Origin of the sequence: Saccharicrinis fermentans DSM 9555 = JCM 21142 (genome assembly GCF_000517085.1) — a bacterium.
GTDB classification, from domain to species: Bacteria; Bacteroidota; Bacteroidia; order Bacteroidales; family Marinilabiliaceae; genus Saccharicrinis; species Saccharicrinis fermentans.
Genome location: NZ_KI912107.1, coordinates 4481433 through 4506055, shown reverse-complemented (window position 1 = coordinate 4506055; position 24623 = coordinate 4481433). Strand labels below are relative to the sequence as shown.

Annotated in this window: 22 protein-coding genes; 9 read left to right on the top strand and 13 right to left on the bottom strand. The window is 35.1% G+C overall.

Annotated features, from left to right (window positions below; all coding sequences use genetic code 11):
• Positions 1-67: 67 nt before the first annotated feature.
• The 3 genes from CYTFE_RS0118405 to aqpZ all read right to left on the bottom strand — a co-directional run bounded on the left by CYTFE_RS0118405 (position 68) and on the right by aqpZ (position 3549).
• Positions 68-1378 (bottom strand): OmpA family protein, encoded by a 1311-nt coding sequence (locus CYTFE_RS0118405; protein ID WP_027473016.1) that lies wholly within the window; start codon positions 1376-1378, stop codon positions 68-70.
• 10 nt (positions 1379-1388) lie between these two features.
• Positions 1389-2711, bottom strand: coding sequence for an OmpA family protein (locus CYTFE_RS0118400; RefSeq protein WP_044211997.1), 1323 nt, complete (start codon positions 2709-2711; stop codon positions 1389-1391).
• A 151-nt stretch (positions 2712-2862) separates the two neighbouring features.
• Complete coding sequence (gene aqpZ, locus CYTFE_RS0118395) at positions 2863-3549, bottom strand: aquaporin Z (RefSeq protein WP_027473014.1); 687 nt, start codon at positions 3547-3549, stop codon at positions 2863-2865.
• Between the two features lie 281 nt (positions 3550-3830).
• Here aqpZ and CYTFE_RS0118390 point away from each other — a divergent pair, with 281 nt between their 5' ends.
• Both CYTFE_RS0118390 and CYTFE_RS0118385 read left to right on the top strand, forming a co-directional pair.
• Entirely contained in the window at positions 3831-4916 is a 1086-nt protein-coding gene (locus CYTFE_RS0118390; protein ID WP_027473013.1) for a M4 family metallopeptidase, read from the top strand.
• A gap of 45 nt (positions 4917-4961) precedes the next feature.
• Positions 4962-5285: a protealysin inhibitor emfourin gene (locus tag CYTFE_RS0118385; protein ID WP_027473012.1), complete on the top strand. Its 324-nt coding sequence runs from the start codon at positions 4962-4964 to the stop codon at positions 5283-5285.
• Between the two features lie 17 nt (positions 5286-5302).
• On the opposite strand, the gene CYTFE_RS0118380 is transcribed toward CYTFE_RS0118385, so the two are convergent.
• Positions 5303-6184 (bottom strand): NAD kinase, encoded by an 882-nt coding sequence (locus CYTFE_RS0118380; protein WP_027473011.1) that lies wholly within the window; start codon positions 6182-6184, stop codon positions 5303-5305.
• Between the two features lie 133 nt (positions 6185-6317).
• On the opposite strand from CYTFE_RS0118380, the gene CYTFE_RS0118375 reads away from it, so the two are divergent.
• Complete coding sequence (locus CYTFE_RS0118375; protein WP_027473010.1) at positions 6318-6644, top strand: nucleotide pyrophosphohydrolase; 327 nt, start codon at positions 6318-6320, stop codon at positions 6642-6644.
• Positions 6641-7540, top strand: coding sequence for a deoxyribose-phosphate aldolase (deoC, locus tag CYTFE_RS0118370; protein WP_027473009.1), 900 nt, complete (start codon positions 6641-6643; stop codon positions 7538-7540). Before CYTFE_RS0118375 ends, deoC begins: the two co-directional genes overlap by 4 nt.
• A 52-nt stretch (positions 7541-7592) precedes the next feature.
• Here deoC and CYTFE_RS27180 read toward each other — a convergent pair whose 3' ends face one another.
• A complete protein-coding gene (locus CYTFE_RS27180) occupies positions 7593-8519 on the bottom strand; it encodes a glycosyltransferase (protein ID WP_052343289.1) in 927 nt (308 codons plus the stop codon).
• A gap of 103 nt (positions 8520-8622) precedes the next feature.
• On the opposite strand from CYTFE_RS27180, the gene CYTFE_RS0118355 reads away from it, so the two are divergent.
• Both CYTFE_RS0118355 and CYTFE_RS0118350 read left to right on the top strand, forming a co-directional pair.
• Positions 8623-10104 (top strand): lipopolysaccharide biosynthesis protein, encoded by a 1482-nt coding sequence (locus tag CYTFE_RS0118355; protein WP_027473008.1) that lies wholly within the window; start codon positions 8623-8625, stop codon positions 10102-10104.
• A 42-nt stretch (positions 10105-10146) separates the two neighbouring features.
• Positions 10147-11715, top strand: a complete 1569-nt coding sequence (locus CYTFE_RS0118350; RefSeq protein ID WP_027473007.1) for a hypothetical protein — start codon at positions 10147-10149, stop codon at positions 11713-11715.
• An 83-nt stretch (positions 11716-11798) separates the two neighbouring features.
• On the opposite strand, the gene CYTFE_RS0118345 is transcribed toward CYTFE_RS0118350, so the two are convergent.
• The 5 genes from CYTFE_RS0118345 to CYTFE_RS0118325 all read right to left on the bottom strand — a co-directional run bounded on the left by CYTFE_RS0118345 (position 11799) and on the right by CYTFE_RS0118325 (position 20040).
• Positions 11799-12914, bottom strand: a complete 1116-nt coding sequence (locus CYTFE_RS0118345) for an acyltransferase family protein (protein WP_027473006.1) — start codon at positions 12912-12914, stop codon at positions 11799-11801.
• Positions 12915-12949: 35 nt separating this feature from the next.
• Positions 12950-13888 carry a LytR/AlgR family response regulator transcription factor gene (locus CYTFE_RS27175; protein WP_052343288.1) on the bottom strand — a complete coding sequence of 313 codons (939 nt, stop codon included), beginning with the start codon at positions 13886-13888 and terminating at the stop codon, positions 12950-12952.
• 206 nt (positions 13889-14094) lie between these two features.
• Complete coding sequence (locus tag CYTFE_RS28970) at positions 14095-18915, bottom strand: CheR family methyltransferase (RefSeq protein ID WP_052343287.1); 4821 nt, start codon at positions 18913-18915, stop codon at positions 14095-14097.
• A 79-nt stretch (positions 18916-18994) separates the two neighbouring features.
• The gene (locus CYTFE_RS0118330) at positions 18995-19447 is read right to left on the bottom strand and encodes a 6-pyruvoyl trahydropterin synthase family protein (RefSeq protein ID WP_081736030.1); all 453 of its coding nucleotides are present in this window, start codon (positions 19445-19447) and stop codon (positions 18995-18997) included.
• A gap of 269 nt (positions 19448-19716) precedes the next feature.
• On the bottom strand, positions 19717-20040 hold the full coding sequence (locus CYTFE_RS0118325; protein ID WP_027473004.1) for an ArsR/SmtB family transcription factor: 324 nt from the start codon (positions 20038-20040) through the stop codon (positions 19717-19719).
• A gap of 203 nt (positions 20041-20243) precedes the next feature.
• On the opposite strand from CYTFE_RS0118325, the gene CYTFE_RS27165 reads away from it, so the two are divergent.
• Positions 20244-21131: a class I SAM-dependent methyltransferase gene (locus CYTFE_RS27165; protein ID WP_044212000.1), complete on the top strand. Its 888-nt coding sequence runs from the start codon at positions 20244-20246 to the stop codon at positions 21129-21131.
• Between the two features lie 15 nt (positions 21132-21146).
• Here the strand turns inward: CYTFE_RS27165 and CYTFE_RS0118315 are convergent, their stop codons facing one another.
• Both CYTFE_RS0118315 and CYTFE_RS0118310 read right to left on the bottom strand, forming a co-directional pair.
• Positions 21147-21995 (bottom strand): patatin-like phospholipase family protein, encoded by an 849-nt coding sequence (locus CYTFE_RS0118315; protein ID WP_027473003.1) that lies wholly within the window; start codon positions 21993-21995, stop codon positions 21147-21149.
• 63 nt (positions 21996-22058) lie between these two features.
• Complete coding sequence (locus CYTFE_RS0118310) at positions 22059-22358, bottom strand: Dabb family protein (RefSeq protein ID WP_027473002.1); 300 nt, start codon at positions 22356-22358, stop codon at positions 22059-22061.
• Between the two features lie 91 nt (positions 22359-22449).
• Here CYTFE_RS0118310 and udk point away from each other — a divergent pair, with 91 nt between their 5' ends.
• Both udk and CYTFE_RS0118300 read left to right on the top strand, forming a co-directional pair.
• Positions 22450-23061 (top strand): uridine kinase, encoded by a 612-nt coding sequence (gene udk / locus CYTFE_RS0118305; protein ID WP_027473001.1) that lies wholly within the window; start codon positions 22450-22452, stop codon positions 23059-23061.
• Positions 23062-23067: 6 nt separating this feature from the next.
• A complete protein-coding gene (locus CYTFE_RS0118300) occupies positions 23068-23790 on the top strand; it encodes a 3'-5' exonuclease (RefSeq protein WP_027473000.1) in 723 nt (240 codons plus the stop codon).
• Between the two features lie 22 nt (positions 23791-23812).
• Here the strand turns inward: CYTFE_RS0118300 and CYTFE_RS0118295 are convergent, their stop codons facing one another.
• Positions 23813-24574: a sulfite exporter TauE/SafE family protein gene (locus CYTFE_RS0118295; protein ID WP_027472999.1), complete on the bottom strand. Its 762-nt coding sequence runs from the start codon at positions 24572-24574 to the stop codon at positions 23813-23815.
• Between the last annotated feature and the right edge of the window lie 49 nt (positions 24575-24623).

Here is a 24623-nt window from a genome sequence, read left to right as displayed (position 1 = left end):
GTACATTTTAATGAAAGAGGCAAGTATTTCAAAGCTCATCTTACCTCTATACTCAGTTGCCTACCTACTATTTATTCAAGTCTAATTTCGGCTTTATTAGCACAATATCCACCCTTCGGTCCACATGAATGAGCCCTGTTTTATTTTCCTCATCAGTACCCAACTGCTCACTATTACCTTTGGCAATCACTTTTATTAGTGCATCGTCTACACCATAATGATCCATCAGATAACGCTTAACAGTCTCTGCTCTTTTCTGACTAAGAAACATAGGGTTATCTTCAGCGGAATCAGCATATCCATTCACCTCTAATTTCCAGTCACTATGTTTGCGCAACAATACGGCTATTTGAGCCATGGTTATTTGATTTTCATAATCCTTAAATGTAGCACCGCCAGGCATAAAATAAATAGGAAAAATATTATCAGCCGCATAAATTTTGGTATCTCTTTCTTCCGTAATGACGGAATCAATTTGTAGACGTAATATGCCGGCTTGTTGTTGAACCATTCGCTCAAACCTATTAACCTCATCCTCAAGAGGGTCTTTTCTTTTCTTTCCGAAAATATTAAAACCATAGGTTCGATAAGTCCATTTGCTATGACGCTTATTTTTTTTACCTATTTTATAACTCAAATTAAAGGTTGTATTCCAATAATTATCATTGGTAGCACCAGACAAAATACCATCCAGGTTATCCTCCAGTCCAAAATGTACAGTGCTTTCGACTCCAATATCAAAGCTACGGTTTAAACGATAAAGCACACCTACACCGGCTGGCAGCACAAGCTCTGTTGCTCGGCTCCGCTTCCTATTGGGATTATTCACATCATACCCCAACACAAAATAACCATCATAGGTATTCCCTTCCACATCATCAGCATGCAAGACCTGGTCATCCTCATTTTTGTAGACCCGGTTCCTGAATGCCTGAACACCCAGACCTACATTAAAATAAAAATTCCATTTGTCATTAACAGGACCTGGATTAGTTAACATTTGATTTACATAAAAACGCGCAGTAGCCACATACTCCCTAAAATCACCTTTAAAATAATGGCTTACTCCCTTACCTTCGAGGTCGCCTTGCATATATCTCAAATCGAATGCCATAGCTGGCACCAACTGATAACTCAAAGCAACCATAGGACTAAACTGCCAATTATTATCTGGAAAGAGCGCATACTCCGTAAAGTCAGTAAATAAAATATTAGGCCCATATCCAACCATCACATCCCATTTATTAAAGGATTTTTCGCTGGAATATCGCATATGTTCCTCGATCATTCGACCATCGGTAGTAAACTGAGCAGTGGCAATGGACAAACAAAGCCACCCTAGGATACTTAACACTATGCCTTTCGGTAATCTTATCATTGGGTTCACTTTATTCTTCGTTAACAATCATCAATAAATCCACCCTTCTATTGGCCATGTGGAGTCCTTGAATATTCATATTCTGGGTATCAGAAAGCAATTCAGATTCACCTTTGGGATCCAGGCTAAAACGTGAGGCATCAATACCAAAATCTGTAACCATCGCATTTAAAACAGCATTACACCTACGCTGACTTAACTTCAAATTATATTCATAACTTCCTCTATCGTCACAATAACCGGCTATCACCATCGTTATAGACGCATCTCTTTTCAGGGCTCTCGCGACTCTAGCCAGTTGCCTGTGCTCGCTTTTTTTAATATCCGCTTTATCAAAATCAAAGAATACAGAAGCAGAAACGCCTTCTTCATAGATGACTTTTTCAAATTTCTGATACGACTTAGTCGTAATAATTGAATCAAGACCTGCTAACCTGTCCAGTTCACTTTTTAAGGAATCTAATCGAATAGCCAGAGGATCAGAAGCACGTTGTGCCTCATAAGCCAGATTAAAATCTTTGTAGGTCCATCTTGCATGACGCTTATTTTTCTTACCTATTTTATAGGTAAGCGAAAATGAGGTATGCATATAAGTATCATTATCGGCTCCTGTTAAATTGACATCGAAGTTGTCGGCTGTTAAATTCCGCATGCTCATTTCCATGCCCAAATCAAAATTCTTATTAATTCTATAACGAGCTCCAATACCTATAGGCACCACTAATTCTGTTTCTCTACCTTTTTTGTTGGTTGGATCCTGTCGGTCATAGCCTACCACCAAATAATCATCATCTGCCCAACCCGGGGGATTTGGATACCCTCCCAAATTTTTATGTACATCGTTCACCAGCATAAAGCTGTCATCATCTAAGCGTTGCAACCTACTTCTAAAGGCATTAATACCCAATCCCACCTTACCGTACAAGTCCCACTTATCAGCTAAGGGACCAAAAGCGACCAATTGATTTATACTAAAACGAAGATTTAGAGAATAATCACGAAAACTACCTTTAAAGTAACGGTTATTCTTTTCTCCGTACATATCTCCTCCAATAAACTGTGCATCTATTCCCCAGGCTCTCCCCCATTGTTTTGACACAATAACAGATGGAGCAAAGCGATAATCACTTTTCGGGAAAACGGTGTAATCAATCACATCTGTGTAATAAAATACGGGTCCGTAACCTATAGTAACAGACCAAGTATTATACTTGTTTTGTTTTCGGTAAATCTGCTCGTCGGTAAGATTACTAAAATCAATTTGAGCATAGGAAATACCCATGCTTACAATATACAATACAGCAAAAGCAATGGTACATTTAAATAATTGCATAAATCAAATTATATGGTTGGCAAAAACATACACAAATCTATAACTAATAACACAGAATAATTTTTCCCTTTTATGAAAGGTTACATTTTTTACATTAGAAAGTAAAATGCAATGACGGAAACAAAGATCTTTTGGCCTAAGATCATGTTAATCACTTTTCTTCCGGGCTTAAAAACTTATAAGCTATACCGGCCAATATAGCACCAATGATGGGCGCCAGCCAAAACAACCACAGTTGATCCATAGCAGCTCCTCCGGCAAAAATAGCTTGACTTGTGCTTCTCGCCGGGTTCACAGAAGTATTGGTAACGGGAATACTAATCAGGTGGATCAAAGTTAAACCCAAGCCAATAGCAATCCCGGCAAATCCGGTTGGTGCCTTTGAATGTGTAGCGCCTAAAATAATGATCAAAAATAAAAAAGTCATCACCACCTCGCACACAAAAGCTGCGAACATGCTATAACCACCCGGCGAATGAGCTCCATAGCCATTAGACGCAAACCCGCCCAGTTCAAAACCAGGCTTTCCAGAAGCTATAAGATAAATAATGGTAGCACCTGCCAAACCTCCCAACACCTGCGCTCCGATATAGGGCAGTAGTTCTTTAGCACTAAAGCGCCCTCCTACCCATAATCCAATGGAAACCGCTGGATTTAAATGACAGCCAGATATATGTCCAATGGCATATGCCATGGTAACAACTGTCAGTCCAAACGCAATGGCCACACCGACAAAACCAATGCCCAGTTCTGGATAGCCAGCTGCAATAACAGCACTACCACATCCACCCAAAACAAGCCAAAGCGTACCTATAAATTCTGCTATTACTTTTTTCATATGTTTAAATTTATCTTTCAGTTGTCATATGGAACTCGTCAGGATAATCATCCACCTGTGTGAGAGATCACTCTCATGGCTCGTTTCATATGATTATAATTAAATTTTTAACACTTTATCTCGGCGGATTTCCTCACAATAAATCATGAACTCCGTACAATTTAATACATTTCTGAATACCATACTAAATTTAATTACCTATAAATTAATAATATACTCACACTATTGATCTATTCGCGATAGTTTATTATATTAACCATGAACTTTTAAACAAAAACAGTATGTGTCAGCTGAACTATCGCCCCTTGCATTGTATCATACCACCATATGTACTGGAAAATATTTTACAAAAAGGCTCTTCAAGGCAAAAAGAAAAAGCCCAGTATGCCATTGGGTTGGCTGGTCAAATGAGGGGACAACGCCAGGCGTTTACAGATATTATACTAAAACCACAAGCCACCCAAAACCATAAAAACCGACTGGTTTACACTGCCCAAAACACCAATACCCTACCCGGTGTACTAGCCCGCAAAGAAGGAGATTCAGCTACGGGCGATCCTCAAGTGGACGAAGCTTACGAAGGAGCTGGTGCAACCTACGATTTATACGATCAGATATTTGGACGCAACTCTATAGATAACAATGGAATGGATCTAATATCAACCATAAGATACATGAAGGGATATGACAACGCCTTTTGGAATGGGGAACAGATGGTATATGGCGAAGGTGATGAAGATCTACCCGAAGAAGAACGTTTATTCAACCGATTCACCATTGCTATTGATATCATTGGACACGAGTTAACACACGGAATAACCCAATACGAAGCCAATTTAGTTTATCAAGGCCAGTCAGGAGCTCTAAATGAATCTTTTTCTGATGTTTTTGGCTCACTCGTTAAACAACGGGTAAAAAAACAAACCGCAGTCAATGCCGATTGGATCATCGGAGAAGGACTATTCACTTCCAACGTAAACGGAGTAGGTATACGGTCAATGAAACAACCCGGAAGTGCGTACAACGACCCCACTCTTGGCACAGATCCTCAACCGGGACATATGAATGAATATGTGGAGACTACCCGCGACAATGGTGGCGTCCATATTAATTCAGGAATCCCCAATAAAGCCTTCTATTTAACAGCCTTAGAAATAGGTGGCTATGCTTGGGAAAAAGCCGGAAAAATATGGTACATGACTTTAAAAGAAAAGCTTTCTCAAACTGCCAATTTTGAACAAGCTGCCAACATAACCTATCAGGTAGCGGGTGATTTATACGGCCAAAATAGTCTGGAACAAGTAGCCGTAGCAAAAGCCTGGAAAGCCGTAGGACTGCCCATCCAACTAGACAAAAAACAAGAATAAACTCACGTAAGATAATAATACTTTAATGATTTTTAAACCCAGCTAATGACAAACAAATTCAATATTTCTTATGAACGTTCAGGTGGCTTTATGGGACAAACCATTAGTTGCGAAGTCAATAGCGATGAACTTCCTCATGATCTGCGCAATCATCTTTCGGAGTGGTTACAACATACACCCTCAACTAATTTGGAGCAAACACCAGCATCAGATCCCTATCCCGATCACTTTAAATATGTATTAAAAATCAATGGTCACAATATGCAGGAGTTCACTTTCTCAGAATCCGATCTACCCAAAAAACTAATCCCCTTATTTAATTTTCTAAATCTACATACCAGACAAAAACAAAAAAAGCGTAGAAGGTAAATTTAATTTTCTATTCTCTAATAATTTCTTTTATCAGCACCCCACATTAGTTTATTACGGAGGGTTGAATTAAAATTAATTCCTGGCAGGTCTATCACATTGATATTGAAATCTGCTTTTCTAATATTTAACTCCAATCCCTCTTCAAAGATATGACTTCTTGAATCTAATGTAGCCCAATATTTATCGGCTCTTCCTTCAACTTTTAAAGTAATATTCATATCATTAGGAACAACAATGGGACGTACTGTAAGATTATGCGGAGCAATAGGTGTAATCACAAAGCTCTGTGATTTAGGATGAATGATAGGTCCACCCACACTCAACGAATAAGCCGTTGAACCAATAGAAGTAGAGACAATTAGACCATCAGCCCAATATGAATTCAAAAATTCTCCATTCAAATAAGTATGGATCGTAATCATGGAGGCACTATCGCGTCGGTGAACCGCCAGCTCATTCAAGGCAAAATTCATATCGCCAAACAAATTATTCTCGGTTTTTAACTCCAACAAGTTAAGTGAGTTAGATTTATAATCCCCCTCAAATATATGTTCAATAGCACTCTCTATCTCTTCTTGTCCAATATCGGCTAAAAAACCAAGTCGACCACTATTAATACCTACGATAGGAATACCTGAATCGCGTACGAAGGTAACCGCTTCCAACATCGTTCCATCACCACCAATACACACAAAAAGATCAACATCAATCAGTTCACTCCTACCTTCAAAATATCCGTTCACCACAGGTTTAACATCAATATTACCTAACAGAAATTCATAAAATGGCTTATATATAATAATTTCGGTATCATGCTGATGCAGCTTACGGAATAAGTTACTACAACTCTCCCTAAAAAGATCCGAAAACTGCTTTCCAAAAATAGCTATTCTCATTTATTTATATATTTATTGCAGAGCAAATGTAACCACAGTAGAGGAGCAAAACAATAATAGCCTCTTTTAAACACGGTATTATTTTTATATTTGTCCCAGCATATCAGCATATAAAATCAAAAATGGCTCCGTTATGACAATCGAAGAGGCACAGAACAAAGTAGACCAATGGATTAAAACCATTGGAGTCCGCTATTTTAACGAACTCACCAATATGACCATTTTAACCGAGGAAGTAGGAGAATTGGCGCGCATAATGGCCCGGAAATATGGCGAACAATCGTTTAAAGAAGGTGAAAAAGATAACTTAGCTGACGAAATGGCTGATGTATTATGGATACTAATATGTTTGGCCAATCAAACGGGCGTAAATCTAACCCAAGCGCTTGAAAAAAACATAGAAAAAAAAACCCTCAGAGATAGCCAAAGACACGCCAATAATAAAAAAATACAATCATGATGCAATCAGAAAACATACTGGATGACTATAAACTCAATTTCAACATTGAAAATATAAATACTGAAATAGAGCGCATTACCCCTCTTTCTAAGGAATTAAAAGAGAATACTGGAATTCTAAAAAACATATTTAATTGTATTGACTTAACAACATTAAAAGAAACAGATTCTGCCGATTCAGTAACTGCCTTTGTTGAAAAAGTTAATCAATTCAAAGAGAAGTATCCAAGTTTTCCTTCTGTTGGTGCCGTTTGTGTATTTCCTGTATTTGCGCCCATCACCAAACAATATTTAAAAGTAGAGGGTGTTCAACGTGCCGTTGTCGCTGCTGGATTTCCTTCTTCACAGACATTTCTAGATTTAAAAGTACTAGAAACCAAAAAAGCAGTTGATTTTGGTGCGAATGAAATTGATGTAGTTATATCGATTGGTGAATTTTTAGAAGGCAATTACGAATTTGTTTATGAAGAAATCAGGCAACTAAAAGAAGCTTGCGGTGAAGCCCACCTTAAAGTAATTTTAGAAACAGGTGCTATCAAAGAACCACAGCTCATTTGGAATGCATCTATTATTGCCATGGATGCCGGTGCCAATTTTATAAAAACTAGCACTGGGAAGATTCCCACAGCCGCCACTCTGGAAGCAGCGTATGTCATGTGCCATGCCATTAAAGCCTACCATGCTAAAACAGGTAAGAAAATAGGTTTTAAACCAGCTGGGGGTATATCTACCTCATCAGAAGCCATTGACTTTTATGCCGTGGTAAAAGATATTTTGGGCCAAGAATGGTTGAACAACAAGCTTTTTAGAATCGGTGCCAGTAGGTTGGCCAATAACCTTTTATCGGATATTCTAAAAATAGAAAACAAAAGTACAGAAGATGTGGTATTCTTTTAACTTGAAATGCATTAAAAATTCTATTACGAATTAAATTACAACAATACAGTACTTAATGAAGATTCCTTTGAATAATTCTTACTGCTTGTTGGGTTTTAAACCAATTTATAACACTTCGATACAAAGAAGTGTTATAAAATTTTTTAAACCTATCTGTGATACTTGATTCAAATTTATGGTCAGGAACAAACAAAAAGTCAACGTGCTTAGATACATTCAACACAGAATCGTACTTGCTACTTTTTTTCATATTTGTACCACTACCATCAACCCCTAAGTTCTTAATATACGACTGCGTAGGATACACACTTGGCAAATTATTTTTGTAGGCGGCATAGTTAAAACGTATGGACCAAGATTGAATAATCCTCTTTTGTTGTTTTAATAACATCATTGAAAGGTCGTTCCCTCCCCTTTCAAAATTGGTTCTTTGGTTCTGGTCTTTAAAAAAATCATTAAAATCACTGACTTCCCAATCTGTTTTTTCCCAATTTTGTTTCCAGGTAGCCCACCCCCAACTACAATTTCTATAGGCCAGATAGGTATCATATTTATAATCTTGGGGTATTTGAATCCTGGGCGAATATCCTCCAATACTCCAAACCTGCTCAGGCGAATAAAATTCTAATGCCTGATTCATATAACGCAGAAAAGTAGGCGAAGTTTCCAGATCATCCTCTAAAACAATCACCTTTTCATAATTCTGCAATACTTCAGAAACCCCATCAATAATAGACTTAGCTAAACCCTTATTATACGCATGATATACGTAGGTAATACGATTAAATCCACGTATCGTTTTTACATACTTCCTGACCGCTTCCACAGCCGTAACATCCTTACTGTCAATTGCTTGATCAGAATAAATATACAAGTCGCTTTGTATAGCCAAATCATTTTTTTGCAAAGCCTCCACTGTACGCTTGGTATGGGCAGGTCTGTTATAAGCAAAAAGAATTATTGGAGCAATATTTATCATTATCGTTGTTTGTGGTTTTTAATATTATAAAAGTCTATATAACCAAACGCTAAATTTACTTTCTTTGCTTTAATTTTGTGCATGACCATTAAAACTTTTTCTCTTGGGCGTAGTCGTTAAACAAACTATAAAAGGATCTCTTTACGCTTATATAGGTGTAATTTTGGGTGGAATTAACGTTGGTATCCTGTTTCCAAAGATATTCTCTGAATCAGAAATTGGTCTTATCAACATTCTTATTACTGTGTCAGCTGTTTCTGCGCAATTTGGTTCTTTAGGGTCGGCCGGTATCATTAATTACTTCTTCCCTAAATTCCGCAACAAAGAAAATGCACACAATTCCTTCTTCCTTTTCATAACACTATTCGCCAGTATTGGTTTTCTATTATACACCATTGTCTTTTACTTCTTTGGAGATATATTTCTTTCAACCAGAGATGTTAATACACTATTACAACAACAATATTACCCACTACTTTACCCATTAACATTTTTCACAGTTGCCTTTATAATTGTGGATATGTTTAGCTCTTCAACATTTAATTCTACAATAGGCAATTTATATAAAGATATTGTAGTAAGAATTGTTGTACTAGTATTAACCATTCTATATTTCTTTAAATATCTCTCTTTTAGTACATTTATGCTACTTTACACAATAAACTTGGGAACACCAGTAGTAGCTCTATTAATATATATGGTAAAAAAAGGAGATATCAACTTTACATTACCTCGTCTCTCAAACTATAAACCACATTTAAAAAAAATAATCAGCGTCGGTTTTTTCTATATACTCTCAGGATTGAGTGATATTCTAGCGAGTTATATAGACAAATATATGATTAGCTACTATCTGGGATTAAGAGCCACCGGGATATATTCCATCACCAATTATTTTGGTACATTAACCCGTATTCCTCGCAGTGCGATGGGAAAAATCGGTACACCTGTTATTGCCAAATTATTAAGTGAAGAAAATCACAAAGAATTAGCTGCTCTATTGAAAAAAAGCAGTGTTTCTCAAATTCTAATGGGTATCTTCATCTTTATTAATATATGGGTAAACATCGATTTGATATTAGGATTTTTAAGTCAGTCATATGCTGAAGGTAAATGGGTGGTGTTTTTTATCTCCCTGTCGCATATATTTTATTGTTTTATGGGTCTTGGAGGTGCTACATTAAAAGTATCCAAATACTATAAAATAGCTACTTTTTTTACTATTATATTAGGAATTATGGTTGTGATTCTTAACCTCATGCTCATTCCTAAATGGGGGATAAACGGAGCAGCTATATCAACTGCAATAGCCAAATTTATTTATGTAGTTATTATATTATTTTTTATTGCAAAGAAATTTAAAATCAGCGTTATCTATTTCGATTCCTTAAAAATTATTATCAGTGGTACTATTGCCCTCATCCTGACTCAACAGGTTCCAATAGTTTATTTTAATTTTCACGAATATGGTAATCTCTTAATAAACCTAGGAATAAAATCAAGTAGTGTAACTATACTTTTTGTAATGTTCTTGAGAATTACAAGGTTCATCAAAAACACAAAACAACTTAAAGAATTGATTTAAAACACATTAAACATAAGTGTAAAAATATAAAATTGTCATTATATGAATTCAAAAATAGTAGGGTTTATCTTGTCAAAAACCACGATAAATTATACCCCAAAGATCAATCATAACATTAAAAACATAGATATTGCCATACCCAAAGGACGACTGACCATATTTTATTATGGTGATTTAGCTCAATGTATGATTGGAAAAAATTCATATTCAATGGGCTTCCCAGCCTCTGCTGATCTATTAGACCATAATCTTTTAATAACAATAAACAAAGATAGAGTTATCATTGAGAATGACTGGCTTGGAAGTATTCCATTATTTTATAACACCAAAGATTCTATTGTTTCAAATTTTCCGAAAGTATGTTTACAAGAAGATAAAAGTATTGACGAAGAAGGCCTTTATTATTACTTAAAGTATGGATTTAGCGTATTCGAAAAAACAATATTTAAAAGAGTAAAATTTCTTCCATTTTATTCTAAGATAATTTTTAATACCGAAGGCATCAACACACAAAGCAAAGAAGATCCTCTTCTGCAAGTAAATAATTTTAAAGGAAGCTCAGAAGCAGATATTTGGGATAGTATTTCACAATACTGTAGTAAGAAAGAAAAATACGTAAATGGAGATATTGTAATCCCAACATCTGCTGGTTTTGACTCAAGAATTGCCAATTATTTTATAAACGATAGAGATAGGGTAAAAAACTACACCTACGGGATCTCTTCTAATCAGGAAAAAAGTTTTGAGGTACAACAAGCCAAAATTTATTCGAGAAAACTAGGTCATCACTGGGAGCAAATCTATCTACAAAAGGCATTTGAATATTATGAAGAATGGCATGACCTATACGCATTCAGTACACATTTACACGGAATGTACCATATCGAATTCTATCATAAAATAAAACACATTCTAGGTGATACACCAGTATCAATGGTGAGTGGAATTTGCGGAGGGGTATTTAGCGGAAGTAACCAATATAAAAAATGCACGGATCCTCATGAACTATATAAATTAGCTTTTACCCATGGACTAAATTATCAAATAAACACGCAAACCGAGCATTTAAAACTCGAAAAAGAGTTTATGGATAGATACTGCTATATGTTTAATGATATACGCTTATATCCCATAATAACCATGCGATTAAAACTATCACTCTTGAGCTATTCCATTAATATTCCTTCCATCATGGGCTTTCCCGGATGGACACCTTTCTTGAATTTCGAAATTGTAATGAAGATGTTAAACCTACCTGCTGAAAGAAGACGAGATCGTACTTGGGTGAAGGATTTTTTTGCATCAAAAAATATGCTGCCTCACAAAAATATGTTCTTTCAAGACACTAAAAACAGACTTAATTTTCACTTACATAACAATTACTCTTTTCAACCTTTATCCGATGACTTCAATATACCCTACCTTACAAATGACCGCAAAAATGAAATCAATAACTATCTGGGAAATATTAACTTTACATCCAAACTAAACTATCAGCTTACTACCACCAGAGTAATAAAAGAATTATTAAAAAAAGTTGGAATAAAAAATAAATTCTCCGACTTTCTAACCGATTACCAAACCTTAAAAGCTATTGAAATGAGCATGTAACACTACTCATTACCATACACTTACACAACATACAAAAATATTTTACACTTCAATGCATCATTTATTTTACATGTCCTTGCTATTCACTTAGCACTCCTCTTTAACCCAAACAAAGGCCTTATGTATTTCCATCTTCGAATAAGGAATTCATAAAACAGCCACGACAAGCCCATGGTTCCAATAATCATAACAATTGCTTTTAATCCTGCAGAACAATTTATATCAATCAAAAAATATGCAATCACTAGCATAAACGTTTGATGCAAAATATAAAATGGATAAACAGCCTCATTGCAATAACGGAGTACTTTATTTTCCTTATTTAAATATCTGGCAGCAAATCCAAACAATGCTAAAATCCAGAACCACAAGTTGAAGGCCTTCAGAAAAGACAATATAAAAAGCCGGATACTGGATGCTTCCAATGAAATAGCAAGCAATAAAGCTACAAAAGTAAAGATAGCCATCAAGAAGAAAACCCTTCGGTAATGTGCAACACCCGACCAAAAAGATTCTTTAACTGTCATCAGTAAAAAACCATACAAGAAGAGAGTGATACCTTTGATAATCGTAAACCAATCACCCACCAAAGCGTGTGTCACAGGAAATAATGGCTCCATAAAGAATTCGATAAAAAATAGTGGTATTACAAAAATAACCAAGCCTCCAAAACTACTCACACATCGATTCATCCATTGATAAAACACAAGCCCTATATGGTTTTTTAGATATAAAAAAACAGGAACCAGCATCAATGAAAATAACAATAAATAGGGTAAAAACCACAGATGATGCCAACTCATATTTCCATTAGGATAAATGCCTTTAAAAGCTTGAGCGGGCCAAAACTCAAAATAAGTTCCTACAAATTGATTTTTAACCAGCCTTTCAATATACACTTGGGGTGGAACAATAAAAAACAAGCCTACATTTAATGGGATATAAAGCCTTTTAATACGTTCCCATACAAATTGTTTACCCGTTCTTTTTTGCAAAGCATAATAGGTACCCATACCCGAAATAACAAATAAGATGGGTAATCTCCATTGATTTAAAAACCACATCGGATATTTGAGCCAAGGATATACCTGCTGGTTTTTAATATGAAATTCCCAAGGAACAAAAAACATTCCCACATGATAAAAAATCAGCAACACAAATACCAATACTCTCAACCAATCTAAATCATATCGACGCATACTTTTTTGCTATCAAAAGTAAAAAGAGAATTGGCTTAACCGTCTATTTTGGTTCCAATGGCAAGCTTTTGTGATGAATGACAAAGCACTTCAACATCCTTTATTCTTTGGTTAAATTCTTGCATCATTTTTCTGGATACAGGTATTTTTTTTGGGTAATGATGCAACTTTATTTTATAGCCTTGGGCATTCCCTTCCCTACTTTTTAAATAACACAGATTAACAAGATAGGAACGATGGGTGCGCATTATATTGGGATATTGCACCAATGTGGTGGACAGCTCTGTTAAGGAAATACGCTTTACTATTTTTTTACCCTCTTGTTCATTCAAATACAACTCAACATAATTGCCATCCGCTTTAGCAAAAAGAAAACGATCCAAATCAAGCTTAAAAGCCTCACTCTTAACACGTGTCTTAATAAAAACATGCTTATTATTAGTAATATCAATTGCATTACCAGATATATCTAAAACTTCATGATTAAAGCATGATTTGTGATGGAATATATTGTAGTTGATAGCAGCTAATAATAAGGTCAACAATACACCTGTTAAAAAAGTATTTCGTATTTCCTCATATAAATATCTCCAGGACCAATTATTCGCATTGTCATAAATCATATCTCGAATTAAAAACTGAAACACACCCACTAACAACAAAAACAGAGTGATCAGCAATAATTCTTTTCGAACATTCCAGTTATTTTGAGCTTTAAATCTTAAAATACAAAAAGGCAAGAAGCTTATCACACAAAAAGGGACACAAGCATGGATCAAAGAAATCCAAAGATAGTTGATTTTGTGCTCTGGCAGATATACGGTAAAAGGTTGAAAAAGATAATTAAAAAGACTAGCCAGTATAAACAACAAAGCAGCCATTCTCCATAGGTTCCTTCCATGGTAGTTGTAGGTATATGGCCGAGATAAAAAACGTAATATTTTACCGTAAAAAGTAGAATATACTTTATTCATCACAATTCAATCATATATATTGCTTTATTTCAATAAATTACCCTCTACACCTATTTCTTAATAGAAACTTTAATTTTCGAATATACACTTTTAAAAGAAATTTTAACAACGATGGTAACTTAAATTCAGGAGAACCTAGCTCGATAAACAAGACTTAAAAGAAGGGGCGAATTGACAATATTGTTTGCAAACAACTTAGCGGAAAATTATTCAGTCAACAAATTAATCATACATATCAATTTTTCCTGCTCAATAGGTTTAGAAATATAACCTGCGAATCCTAATTCCAAATACTTATCACGATCAGAGCTCATAGCATAAGCCGTTTGTGCAATAATTTTAGCTTTAGGATTAACTCTTAAAATCTCCTGTGCCGTTTCAACGCCATTCATTACAGGCATTCTAATATCCATTAAAACAACATCAATTGAAGAATTATTTTTATAAATATGAAGAGCTTCTTTACCATTATTTGCATATAAAACATCTATCGGCGTTGAACTAAATAAAGCTTTAAAAAATTCCACGTTTACCGATTCATCATCCACAACCAAAAGAGTAATTTTATTAACAACACTTACACTATTAGAGATACTACTCTTAACTCCTTTCAATAAATCAATTCTAATTAACGGAATAACAAAAGAAAAGGTTGTACCTTGCCCAACCTTTGAGTCTACTTCGAATTTACCATTAAGCAATTTGACTATTCCCTTTGAAATAGACAACCCCAAACCCGTACCTTCATTAGGAATGTGTCTTCCCGTTCCAAGCTGTTCAAAACGATCAAATATAATATCTAATTTTTCAGGCGGTATACCCATACCCGTATCCTTAACGAAAAATTGAATTTCGTTTTTAGGTAAAAGAAAATAACCAAACTCAACAGTACCCTCCTCTGTATACTTCAAAGCATTACCAATTAAATTAGATAACACCTGCTGTACACGCATTGGATCTGTCTTAATTAACATTCTAGAATAACCTTTTGGAATAGTACACTTTAAGACAATATGATCTTTATTTTTATGCTTTTTTATTTCATTAAACGATGTTTCTAAACTTTTTAATATATCATTCAACCTGCACTCCTTAAACTCCAGACTAAGTTCATTAGCTTCTATCTTAGAAACATCAATAATATCATTTATAAGATTAAGTAATTGGTTCGAACTCGTTTTTATAATATCAATATACCTTTTTCTTGTTAAAGCATTTATTTCATCATCATCAAGCAAATCTGCAAACCCCACAACTCCATTCATAGGTGTACGTATCTCATGACTCATATTGGCTAAAAACTGATTTTTATAGACATTTGCAATTTCTGCTTTCTTTTTAGCTTCTATTAATTTTGTTTCATACTCTTTTCTTTCATTAATATTTTGAATATATACATGAATTAGCAATCTATTGTTGATAATAAATTTACAAGGCCTTACTTCTGCATAAAAAGTAGTATTATTTTTACGTTTAAAAATAGTTTCAATTGTTTCTTCTTGGTCATTTTCAATGCTATGCAAAACATCATTCGAATAATCTGATTCATCACTTGAATACAAATGATAAATCTTAATGCTTAACAACTCATCCTTTGTATAACCAAGCTCTTCTAAAGCCTTTTCATTGGCATCAATAATATTCATTTCTGTATCATGAATGATGATTGGTATAAGAGAAAACTGGAGCATTTGTTTATACATATTTTCTTCTTCATTAAGCAGCTTAAACTCATCTGTTAAAGCCAATACTCCTTCTTTGCGTTTGGTAATATCTTTCACCAATGCAACGGCATACATCATTTCCCCTTTTGCATCACATACCGAAGAAACAGTTAACTGTCCCCATATAATACGACCATCTTTATGAAGATATCTTTTCTCTAATCTATAAGAACTTATTTTTCCTCGTAGAAGCAAACCATATTGCTCCATATCTTTGTGTCGATCATCAGGATGGGTAAACATAGTAAAGGTCATTTCGGACAATTCTTTAACAGAATATCCCAAAATTTTCTCTAATTCAGGGTTTACAGACATAGGTTTTTCATCCAAAGACACAGTTGCAATACCTAGGCCAGCATTTAAAAAAATAGATTTAAATAGATTTTCACTTTGTCTTACCTTATTAACGGCATTTAAACGCTCCGTAATATCCCAAAACGTGGCGGCCCACTCTCCTTCTCTAGGTTGAAAGGTATGCACAGCAAAATGTAATCCAATAGGTGTAGATTCGGCCTCTATATAATGTTCTGTTCCATTTAGAGCGGTATCGCCATATAAACCAATCCAATCAGTTGGGTCTTCACTGATTGCAGGTAACACTTTCGTAATTCTTTTTCCAATAACATCCTTTGCTTTTAACCCGGTTAAGCTTTCAAACGCAGAATTTACAGTTATATATCGCCAATCAACAGGTACACCTTTTTCATCAACAATTATTTTTGCATGAGCAAAACCTTCGGTCATATTGTCAAATAGATTTCTGAATTTCTCTTCTGACTTTATGACTTGTTCCTCTGCTCGTTTTAATGCTGTAATTTCAACAAATGCAATTACTACTCCATCTATTTTTTTATCATTAGTAATGAAAGGGCTCGTACGACGCAAGTAACAACTTCCATTAGTATCATAAATCTCCGCCTCCATTCCCTTCAAGGTCTGCAAGGTTTTCTTACTATCGTATATAATAGATTTACGATCACTTTCCTCAAAGTTAGAAGCAAAACTAGTAATAGAACGCCCAACATCCTCATCCTGCAAATTAAAATGCTTCTGCATTGATGGCGTAAATTTTCTTATCCGTAAATCCACATCCAAAAATAGGGTACCTATCTCTGTTGAATTTAATAAATTATTAACATCGTTATTCAAATACGATAACTCTCTATTTTTCTCTTGCAACTCGGCATTAACAGTATATAATTCCTCATTAACCGATTGAAGTTCCTCATTCGTACTTTGTAACTCCTCATTGGAGGCCATCAATTCTTCATTACTTGATTGCAACTCTTCGTTACTCGTTTCAAGTTGCTCCACTACATTTTGAAGCTGTAGTCTATTGTCCTTTAATTCATCTTCTAATTCTGAAACTCGCTGTTTACTAACCTCATCGCCTAATTTATTGTTTATTGTGATTGTTTTTTCTGAATTATGCTGTTTATCCTCACTAAAATGAATAATGTATACAGTACCAAAACCTTCAAAATTTTTAACTTTACGAAACCCTAGATCAAAACAATACTCTTGATCTCCAATTACATTAACCACATCAGTCACCATCACTTCAGTGCCATCTCCATCTAATTTACGTATTGCACTTCGTATAATGGGTGCTACTTGACTACTCACTAATTGCAACAAATTACTCTGAAAAAGTCCCCCTCTAATAGATAACCTGGTGGTAATATCTCCATTAACAAAGAGAATATTAAAGTCAACATCCGTAAAAACCATTGCAGGACTATACTGCTGACTCATGTATTTATAAAATACATTTTCTGGGTTATGTTTAAATTTATACTCAAACTTTGGCTGAGATACAGTTGGTGCATTATGAAAATTGATGGTACGAACACGTTCTTCCGGCATTTCCTGCACAGGGAATCGCTTACTATCCACCACACATTTATAAATCTTCCATTTAGAATTCACGGTGTCAAAAAACTTAGATTGATGACCTAATGATTCACTGTTACCCAACAATAAATATCCTTCTTTACGTAATGCAAATTGAAAGTTCATTAATACTTTAGCCTGTATCCTTGCCTCAAGATAAATGAGCAGGTTACGACATGAGATCAAATCCATACGGATAAAAGGTGGATCTTTCAATAAATTATGCTTGGAGAATACAATACGTTCCCTGATGCGTTTAATAACCTTCATATTACCCGCATCATTCACAAAATAAGGTTCTATATATTCTCTGTTTATTTCGCTTACTGTATTAGGTGAATAAACACCATTTCCGGCTATTTCCAGCGCCTCCTCATCTATATCTGTGGCAAATATCTTAAAATCAACATGTAATTTATTTTCTTTTATATGATCATCTAACAAAATAGCAATAGAATAGGCTTCTTCTCCCGTAGAACACCCTGGTACCCAAATCCTGACTAACCCATTATCATTAGATTGATAGGAGCATAAATTCGGGATTATTGTTGTTTTGATCAACTCAAAAACTTCAACATCTCTAAAAAAACTCGTTACACCAATTAAGAAGTCCTGCTTTAAAACAAGAACTTCTTGAACATTACTTTTTAATAATAAAAAGTAATCGTATAAACATGAAAAGTTATTGATGTTCATCCTCTTTTCCAAACGTCGCAATAAAGTCTTCTTTTTATATTGCTTAAAATCAATGGTTGAATGCTTATGTACCAAATCAAGAATTTGAAAATAAATAACTTCATTTGATTTTGTCGCTTCCTCTTCTTCAGTCAATGATATGGTGTGATTTGGTATTCTTATTAAAATCTCAGCAATTTTAGGAGGACTTAAAATAAAATCGATCAAACTAGTAGCAATAGAACTATTCGGCATTCCATCGAATTGAGCACTTTCTGGATCCTGAACAAACAAAGTACCTCCAGCTTCTTTTATTGTTTTAATACCTCTAGAACCATCAGATCCAGTTCCTGATAAAATTACACCAATGGATTTATCTCTATGCTCTTCACCTAAGGTATGAAAGAAGATATCAATGGGCAAGTTTAAATTAGGCCTCGGGCTTTTCTCAGTTAAAAAAAGCTGATTCCCTTTAATGGTAATATTTTTATTTTTTTGATTGAGATATATGCAATTAGGTACTATCTTTTGTTTATCCTTAGCGGTAAAAATTTCCATACCTGTATGCTTAGCAAGCAATTCAGGCATTAAACTATTAAAATTAGGAGAAAGATGCTGCACTATTACATATGCCATACCTGTTTCGGCAGGGATATTATCAAACAATTGCTGTATGGCATCAAGACCTCCTGCAGATGCGCCAATACCAACAATAAAAAAAGTTTTCTCTTTCATCACAATTTAGGTTTTCTCAAATATATAAAATTTTAACTGTATAAACCTATAATTCAAGAACCTATTGGACGTTTAAAAACTATTTATTATCTTCAGCATACCACTCAGCAAAGGAATTTGCTGTCTCATTTAGACGCAAACTATGCAACAATACACCTTTGGGCAAGCGTGGTTTAATGCGTTCGGCCATTTCCAGAAGCATATTTTCGCAGGTAGGTTGGTATTGGGTCAATATCACCCTTTCACCCATTTCAGGCAAAGACAACAAAGCTTGGTGCTCCGAATCGTTATTCAGCACCAAAGCATGATCCATTCTATCAACCACCTCCTCATGCACAATTTGTTTGAGCAATCCAAAATCCATTACCATGCCATATTTAGGACTTTTTTTATCCTCAATAGGTTCACCCATCACAGTAACCCTTAAAATGTACGAATGCCCATGAAAATGCTTGCACAATCCATCATACTTCCACAATGCATGTGCCATCTCAAATCTGAACTCTTTGGTCAATCTAATTTTTCTCCCCATTCATCCTAATTATTAAATACCAGATACCCACCTATGTATCATCTTATTCTTTAAAAATTCCAAAGGAATGTTCATTAAAATTATCCTCTTAAATGTAATTTTTAATCGATTCATTTTACTGATAACTCCATCAGAGTCATCATAATTTTAACTTAACTTGGGCAAGCCAAGCCTTTCATTGGCATAGACTTGCCCAAACAAATAGGTGATAAATACCTTTGCCGTTTCTCCCTTTTAAAATCTTACAATCCTCTCAATGTACAGTACAGCTATAAATTAACCGTACATTTACTTACACAGTTAACAATATTCTGTAAGCTTTCATGTTTTAAAGAATAGTAGGTATTTTTACCTTCTCTCTGCGACACCAGCACTCCTTTATCCTTCAATATCCCCAAATGGTGTGAGGTGGTAGACTGTTCAATATTCAGTAGTTTATGTATCTCTGTCACCGTGAGTCGGGTTCCTTCTTCTAAATGACTCAAAATAGCAATCCGCATTGGATGCGCAATAGCCTTGAGCATACTGGCGGCTCGCTCCAGCTGCGCCGTATCCAAATCCTGTATCTTCATTTCTTTAGCATATTCTTTCATAGCTGGTACTCTTATAAGTATAATCAGCAAACAATTACAAATACAAATATATAAATATGTCGCCTAACAACCTTAACATATCGACAATATTTACATATTTAGATGCGTTTTAATATACTTACCATAAATGCAGGCCTGCGTTGTTATTTCTGTTTGGTGCTCTTTATGCGATTACATATATTTGAACTCAAGAAAAATAAAGGATGGTAAACCAGGATTTCAAAGCACAGAGCTATGCAGCTCACGAACAACACTACAAGAGCAGCCAAAAAGTTTTCCGTCGTTTGGAGAATAAAGAAAGCATTGACTTTTGGCGACATGAGAGGATGTACAATACGCTTAGTCCTTTTATTCAGGATAAGAAGGACAGGTGGCTAACGGTTGGTGACGGTGTAGGTACAGATGCCAATTGGCTACAAGACCAATCACTTGCTGTGGTAGCCTCAGATATTTCTGATGTGATTCTAACAAAAGCCCACGAAAAAGGATATGTAAAAGAATTCAGCAAAGAAAATGCAGAACATTTAAGTTTCGATGACTGCTCTTTTGACTATGTATTTTGCAAGGAGGCATATCATCACTTTCCCCGCCCTTACATGGCTTTATACGAAATGATACGTGTTTCATCCAAGGCTGTGATACTTATTGAACCAGAAGATATAGGCATTCAGATGCCATTAATGATATTTATCAAAAACATACTAGACAAAATTTCACCTACCATGATCAACAAAGTATGGAAAAATCGGTTTTCATTTGAGGAGGTGGGTAATTATGTATATAAAGTATCAGAACGAGAACTTGAAAAAGTAGCTATGGGAATCAACCTTCCATGCATTGCCTTTAAAGGAATCAACGACTACTACAGTACTTCTTTAGATCTTTCTCTGTCCACCAGCAAGCAAAAAATTTTAAATAAAGTAAAGTCAAAAATAAAATTTAAGAATTTACTATGCCAACTAGGTATCGTACCCTATCAATTAAAGACCTGCATTATTTTTAAAACTACACCAACATCACAAGTAAAAACAAGCATGAAAAAACAAGGTTACAAATTCATTGAGTTGGCGAAAAATCCCTATTTAAAATAAGCTCACGCAGCAAAGTCAATCTAAAAAAGACAACAATTTATTCATCAAAACATCCCCTTGCCTGCATCCAATATCAAAAGTTTCTTTCAACTTTTCCTTTTTCTGTTCTGTTCTACTCACTGGAAGAGTAAAATTGGGTCTAAACACAAAAGCCTTACCCTCGGCTTCCAGCTGTTCCACAAGATCTAATTGCTTATTATACTTTATGTGACGTTTGAGTATAGCCTCCGCTAATTGCGGATACTTCTTATATATCATATGTGTAAGCCGTTTAGCTTTAATGGCCTTTTTGCGAAATTCCTTTGGCTGAGTTAAGATTACCACCAATTTTTCATAGCCTTCCTCCATTGCTTTTTCCACCGGAATAGGATCTGTAATTCCTCCATCCAACAACAAACGATTGTGTAAAGGAACCATCTTAGAAACAAAAGGTAAACTTGTAGAAGCTTCCAATGCTTTAAATGATTCATTCATACTGGTATTAAGCACATAATAAGGTTTTCCCAGACAACAATCAGTCGTTACATAAATAAGCTTTTGCTTAGACTCCGTAAAAGTCTTAAAATCGAATGGAATCAATTTCTTTGGTATATCCACAAAAATAAAATCTATCCCAAACAAAGCACCTCCAGTTAATAAGCGTGCATAACTCATATACCGCTTATCATTCACAAAAGTATAAGGAACATCAAGGTTTCTTTGGGTTTGTTTGGCCAGATAATTAGTAGCATTACTGGCTCCCATCGAAACGGCAATGATAAAAGGAAATTCTAAATTATTTTCAGAGAAACGGTGAAGAATTCCTGCGGTATACAAACCACGAAATCCTCCCCCCTCTAATACTAAGGCTGTTTTATTATTCATATTATATTAAGAAAAGACTTAGCTAGTCCATTTGCTTTGCTCTATATTTTAAAGTACTGGTGTTTATATCTCGTAGTCGACGCATGATCGTGACTCTAAAACAGGTCGCAATAACTTACCTACGGCCACATGATCAGGATGCGTATTATACAGAGCCAATGCCTCTAAAGAGTCCACATCAACCACCAAAGCCAGGTCAAACTTCTCTGCTGGATTTACATTTAAACCCACTACTAAACCTTTCACCACATCAATTTTGGCAGGTAAGGACTCTAAAGCAGATTTAAGCTCGTTCAACTTATTCAATTTTGCTTCCTCAGTATCAAAATCCTGCAACTTAAATAAAACAGTGTGTCTTATCATCGAAATTCTATTTTAAAGATTATTTTTGTTGTAATTATCTTTACAAAGATAGGATAAACAAATATTTTGTATCAGTGATAAAGAAAAAAGCATGCTAATAATTGAAATTGCGGGAGGAACAGGCTCGGGAAAAACAACGGTAGTCAGAAGAATAATTGAACAACTACCACAAGGGGAAGTAACCGTACTTCCACAAGATTCCTATTATCGAGACAATGCGGATATACCATTGGAAGAACGCCAGAAAATAAACTTCGACCATCCAGATAGTCTGGAATTCGAATTACTGGTTGAACACCTCAAGCGTTTAAAACAAGGCAAAACCATTGAACTACCCACCTATTCATACTTAACATGTACCAGAGGTGAAAAAACCATCTCTATCCATCCAACCCAGGTGGTAATTATAGAAGGAATTTTAATACTCGGACACAAAGAACTGCGAGAACTCATGGATCTGAGAATTTTTGTAGATGCTGATGCTAATGACCGCCTTTCAAGAGTAATCTCCAGAGATATTATAGAACGTGGAAGAGACGTATCTCAAGTATTAGACAGATATAAAGAAACGGTGAAACCAAGCCATTTACAATTTATTGAACCCACCAAGCGCTATGCTAACCTAATCGTTCCGCAAGGAGGAAACAATAAGGTAGCCATCAACCTACTAAAACAATATATAGAACAAAATCTAAATAGCTAAATTATCATGTTAGATAGATTACAACCCGAAAATATTCTTTTCATCGATATCGAAACAGTTCCTCAACATCCGGTTTACAATGAAGTGGAGGAAAACATACAAAAACTTTGGGACAAAAAAGCGGCTTTCTTTTTAAAAGATGACCAAACACCTGCTGATGTATATCAGAGAGCCGGTATATATGCAGAGTTCGGAAAAATAGTGTGCATCTCGGCTGGCGTAATCCATTATGTGAAAGGCGAAATGCACTTTAAAGTGAAGAGCTTTGCCAATGATGATGAAAAAAAATTACTGATGGAATTTGCTGATATGCTGGATCATTTCATGAGTAAAAGTCCCGACCGAAATCTATGTGGCCATAACGCCAAAGAATTTGACTTTCCCTATATTGCCCGAAGAATGCTTATCAACGGAATCAAACTACCCCAGGCTTTAAATATAGCCGGCAAAAAACCGTGGGAAATAAAATTTATTGATACACTCGACTTATGGAAATTTGGTGACTATAAACATTATACCTCCCTTAACTTACTAACTACTATCTTTGGAATCCCTTCCCCCAAGGATGATATCGACGGAAGCCAAGTGGCCGATGTTTACTACCGGGAAAATGACCTGGACCGAATAGCTATATATTGCGAAAAAGATGTATTGGCTACCGCCCAGCTTTTACTACGTTTTATGGGTAAACCACTGATAGAACAAGACTATTTTGAACGCGTAATATAACTTATACCAATAAGTTAGTTTGTTAGAAAAACAACATAATAGCCGAAACAGATATCACGCCTATCACAAAATAACGATAGGCTTTTTCTGGTATATATTTAACTATACGCTTACCAATAAATGCACCGGTCAAAAGAACAGGAAGTAATACAAAATTTAGCTGCAATGACTTAAGAGATATGGAGTCCCAATAAAACATTTGGATGGGAAACTTTAACAAATTGAGTATCAAATAAAAGATAGCACCAGTACCGATAAACACATTTTTAGGTAACCGCATGCTCATCAAGTAAAGATTAAATATAGGACCAGCTGCATTTCCTATCATCGTAGCAAAACCACCAGAAAGACCTAAGGAAGAAGAAAACCATTTTTTATCAGATAATACTTGTTTGCCCCCATATATATCCTTATAAACAATGAGTGCCAAACATATTATTATGGCAATTCCAATACTGATTCTAAATTGCTCATCATTGATATATCGCCCAAAAAAAGTCGCTATCAACACTCCGGCTAATGCCCAAGGAAAAAGTATTTTTATATATTTCCATTCTGCACTTCTTCGATAATAAACCAATGCAAAAATATCTCCAAAAATAAGAAATGGTAAAAGAATACCTACCGAAGCCATGCCCCCGTACAAATTGGCTAAAAGAGGAATGTTAATCATGGCAAAGCCCTTCAATCCACTCTTACTCATACCTGCAACCAATGCACAGAAGGCAGTTATTACCCAAGTAGTCCAATCGGTATTTAAAGGGTTTATAACAGATTCAATCATAAAACAAAGGAAGGCTTATTTTACCGCAACACCTAAGAATTAGATTTTT

Coding starts and splice junctions, on each gene's coding strand:
- CYTFE_RS0118345 (WP_027473006.1), bottom strand. CDS start 12,914: ATGCGTCGATATGATTTAGATTGGTTGAGAGTATTGGTATTTGTGTTG.
- CYTFE_RS0118400 (WP_044211997.1), bottom strand. CDS start 2,711: ATGCAATTATTTAAATGTACCATTGCTTTTGCTGTATTGTATATTGTA.
- CYTFE_RS0118375 (WP_027473010.1), top strand. CDS start 6,318: ATGACAATCGAAGAGGCACAGAACAAAGTAGACCAATGGATTAAAACC.
- aqpZ (WP_027473014.1), bottom strand. CDS start 3,549: ATGAAAAAAGTAATAGCAGAATTTATAGGTACGCTTTGGCTTGTTTTG.
- CYTFE_RS0118325 (WP_027473004.1), bottom strand. CDS start 20,040: ATGAAAGAATATGCTAAAGAAATGAAGATACAGGATTTGGATACGGCG.
- CYTFE_RS0118380 (WP_027473011.1), bottom strand. CDS start 6,184: ATGAGAATAGCTATTTTTGGAAAGCAGTTTTCGGATCTTTTTAGGGAG.
- deoC (WP_027473009.1), top strand. CDS start 6,641: ATGATGCAATCAGAAAACATACTGGATGACTATAAACTCAATTTCAAC.
- CYTFE_RS0118405 (WP_027473016.1), bottom strand. CDS start 1,378: ATGATAAGATTACCGAAAGGCATAGTGTTAAGTATCCTAGGGTGGCTT.
- CYTFE_RS27180 (WP_052343289.1), bottom strand. CDS start 8,519: ATGATAAATATTGCTCCAATAATTCTTTTTGCTTATAACAGACCTGCC.
- CYTFE_RS28970 (WP_052343287.1), bottom strand. CDS start 18,915: ATGAAAGAGAAAACTTTTTTTATTGTTGGTATTGGCGCATCTGCAGGA.
- CYTFE_RS0118350 (WP_027473007.1), top strand. CDS start 10,147: ATGAATTCAAAAATAGTAGGGTTTATCTTGTCAAAAACCACGATAAAT.
- CYTFE_RS0118390 (WP_027473013.1), top strand. CDS start 3,831: ATGTGTCAGCTGAACTATCGCCCCTTGCATTGTATCATACCACCATAT.
- CYTFE_RS27175 (WP_052343288.1), bottom strand. CDS start 13,888: ATGAATAAAGTATATTCTACTTTTTACGGTAAAATATTACGTTTTTTA.
- CYTFE_RS0118300 (WP_027473000.1), top strand. CDS start 23,068: ATGTTAGATAGATTACAACCCGAAAATATTCTTTTCATCGATATCGAA.
- CYTFE_RS0118315 (WP_027473003.1), bottom strand. CDS start 21,995: ATGAATAATAAAACAGCCTTAGTATTAGAGGGGGGAGGATTTCGTGGT.
- CYTFE_RS0118310 (WP_027473002.1), bottom strand. CDS start 22,358: ATGATAAGACACACTGTTTTATTTAAGTTGCAGGATTTTGATACTGAG.
- udk (WP_027473001.1), top strand. CDS start 22,450: ATGCTAATAATTGAAATTGCGGGAGGAACAGGCTCGGGAAAAACAACG.
- CYTFE_RS0118330 (WP_081736030.1), bottom strand. CDS start 19,447: ATGGGGAGAAAAATTAGATTGACCAAAGAGTTCAGATTTGAGATGGCA.
- CYTFE_RS27165 (WP_044212000.1), top strand. CDS start 20,244: ATGGTAAACCAGGATTTCAAAGCACAGAGCTATGCAGCTCACGAACAA.
- CYTFE_RS0118295 (WP_027472999.1), bottom strand. CDS start 24,574: ATGATTGAATCTGTTATAAACCCTTTAAATACCGATTGGACTACTTGG.
- CYTFE_RS0118385 (WP_027473012.1), top strand. CDS start 4,962: ATGACAAACAAATTCAATATTTCTTATGAACGTTCAGGTGGCTTTATG.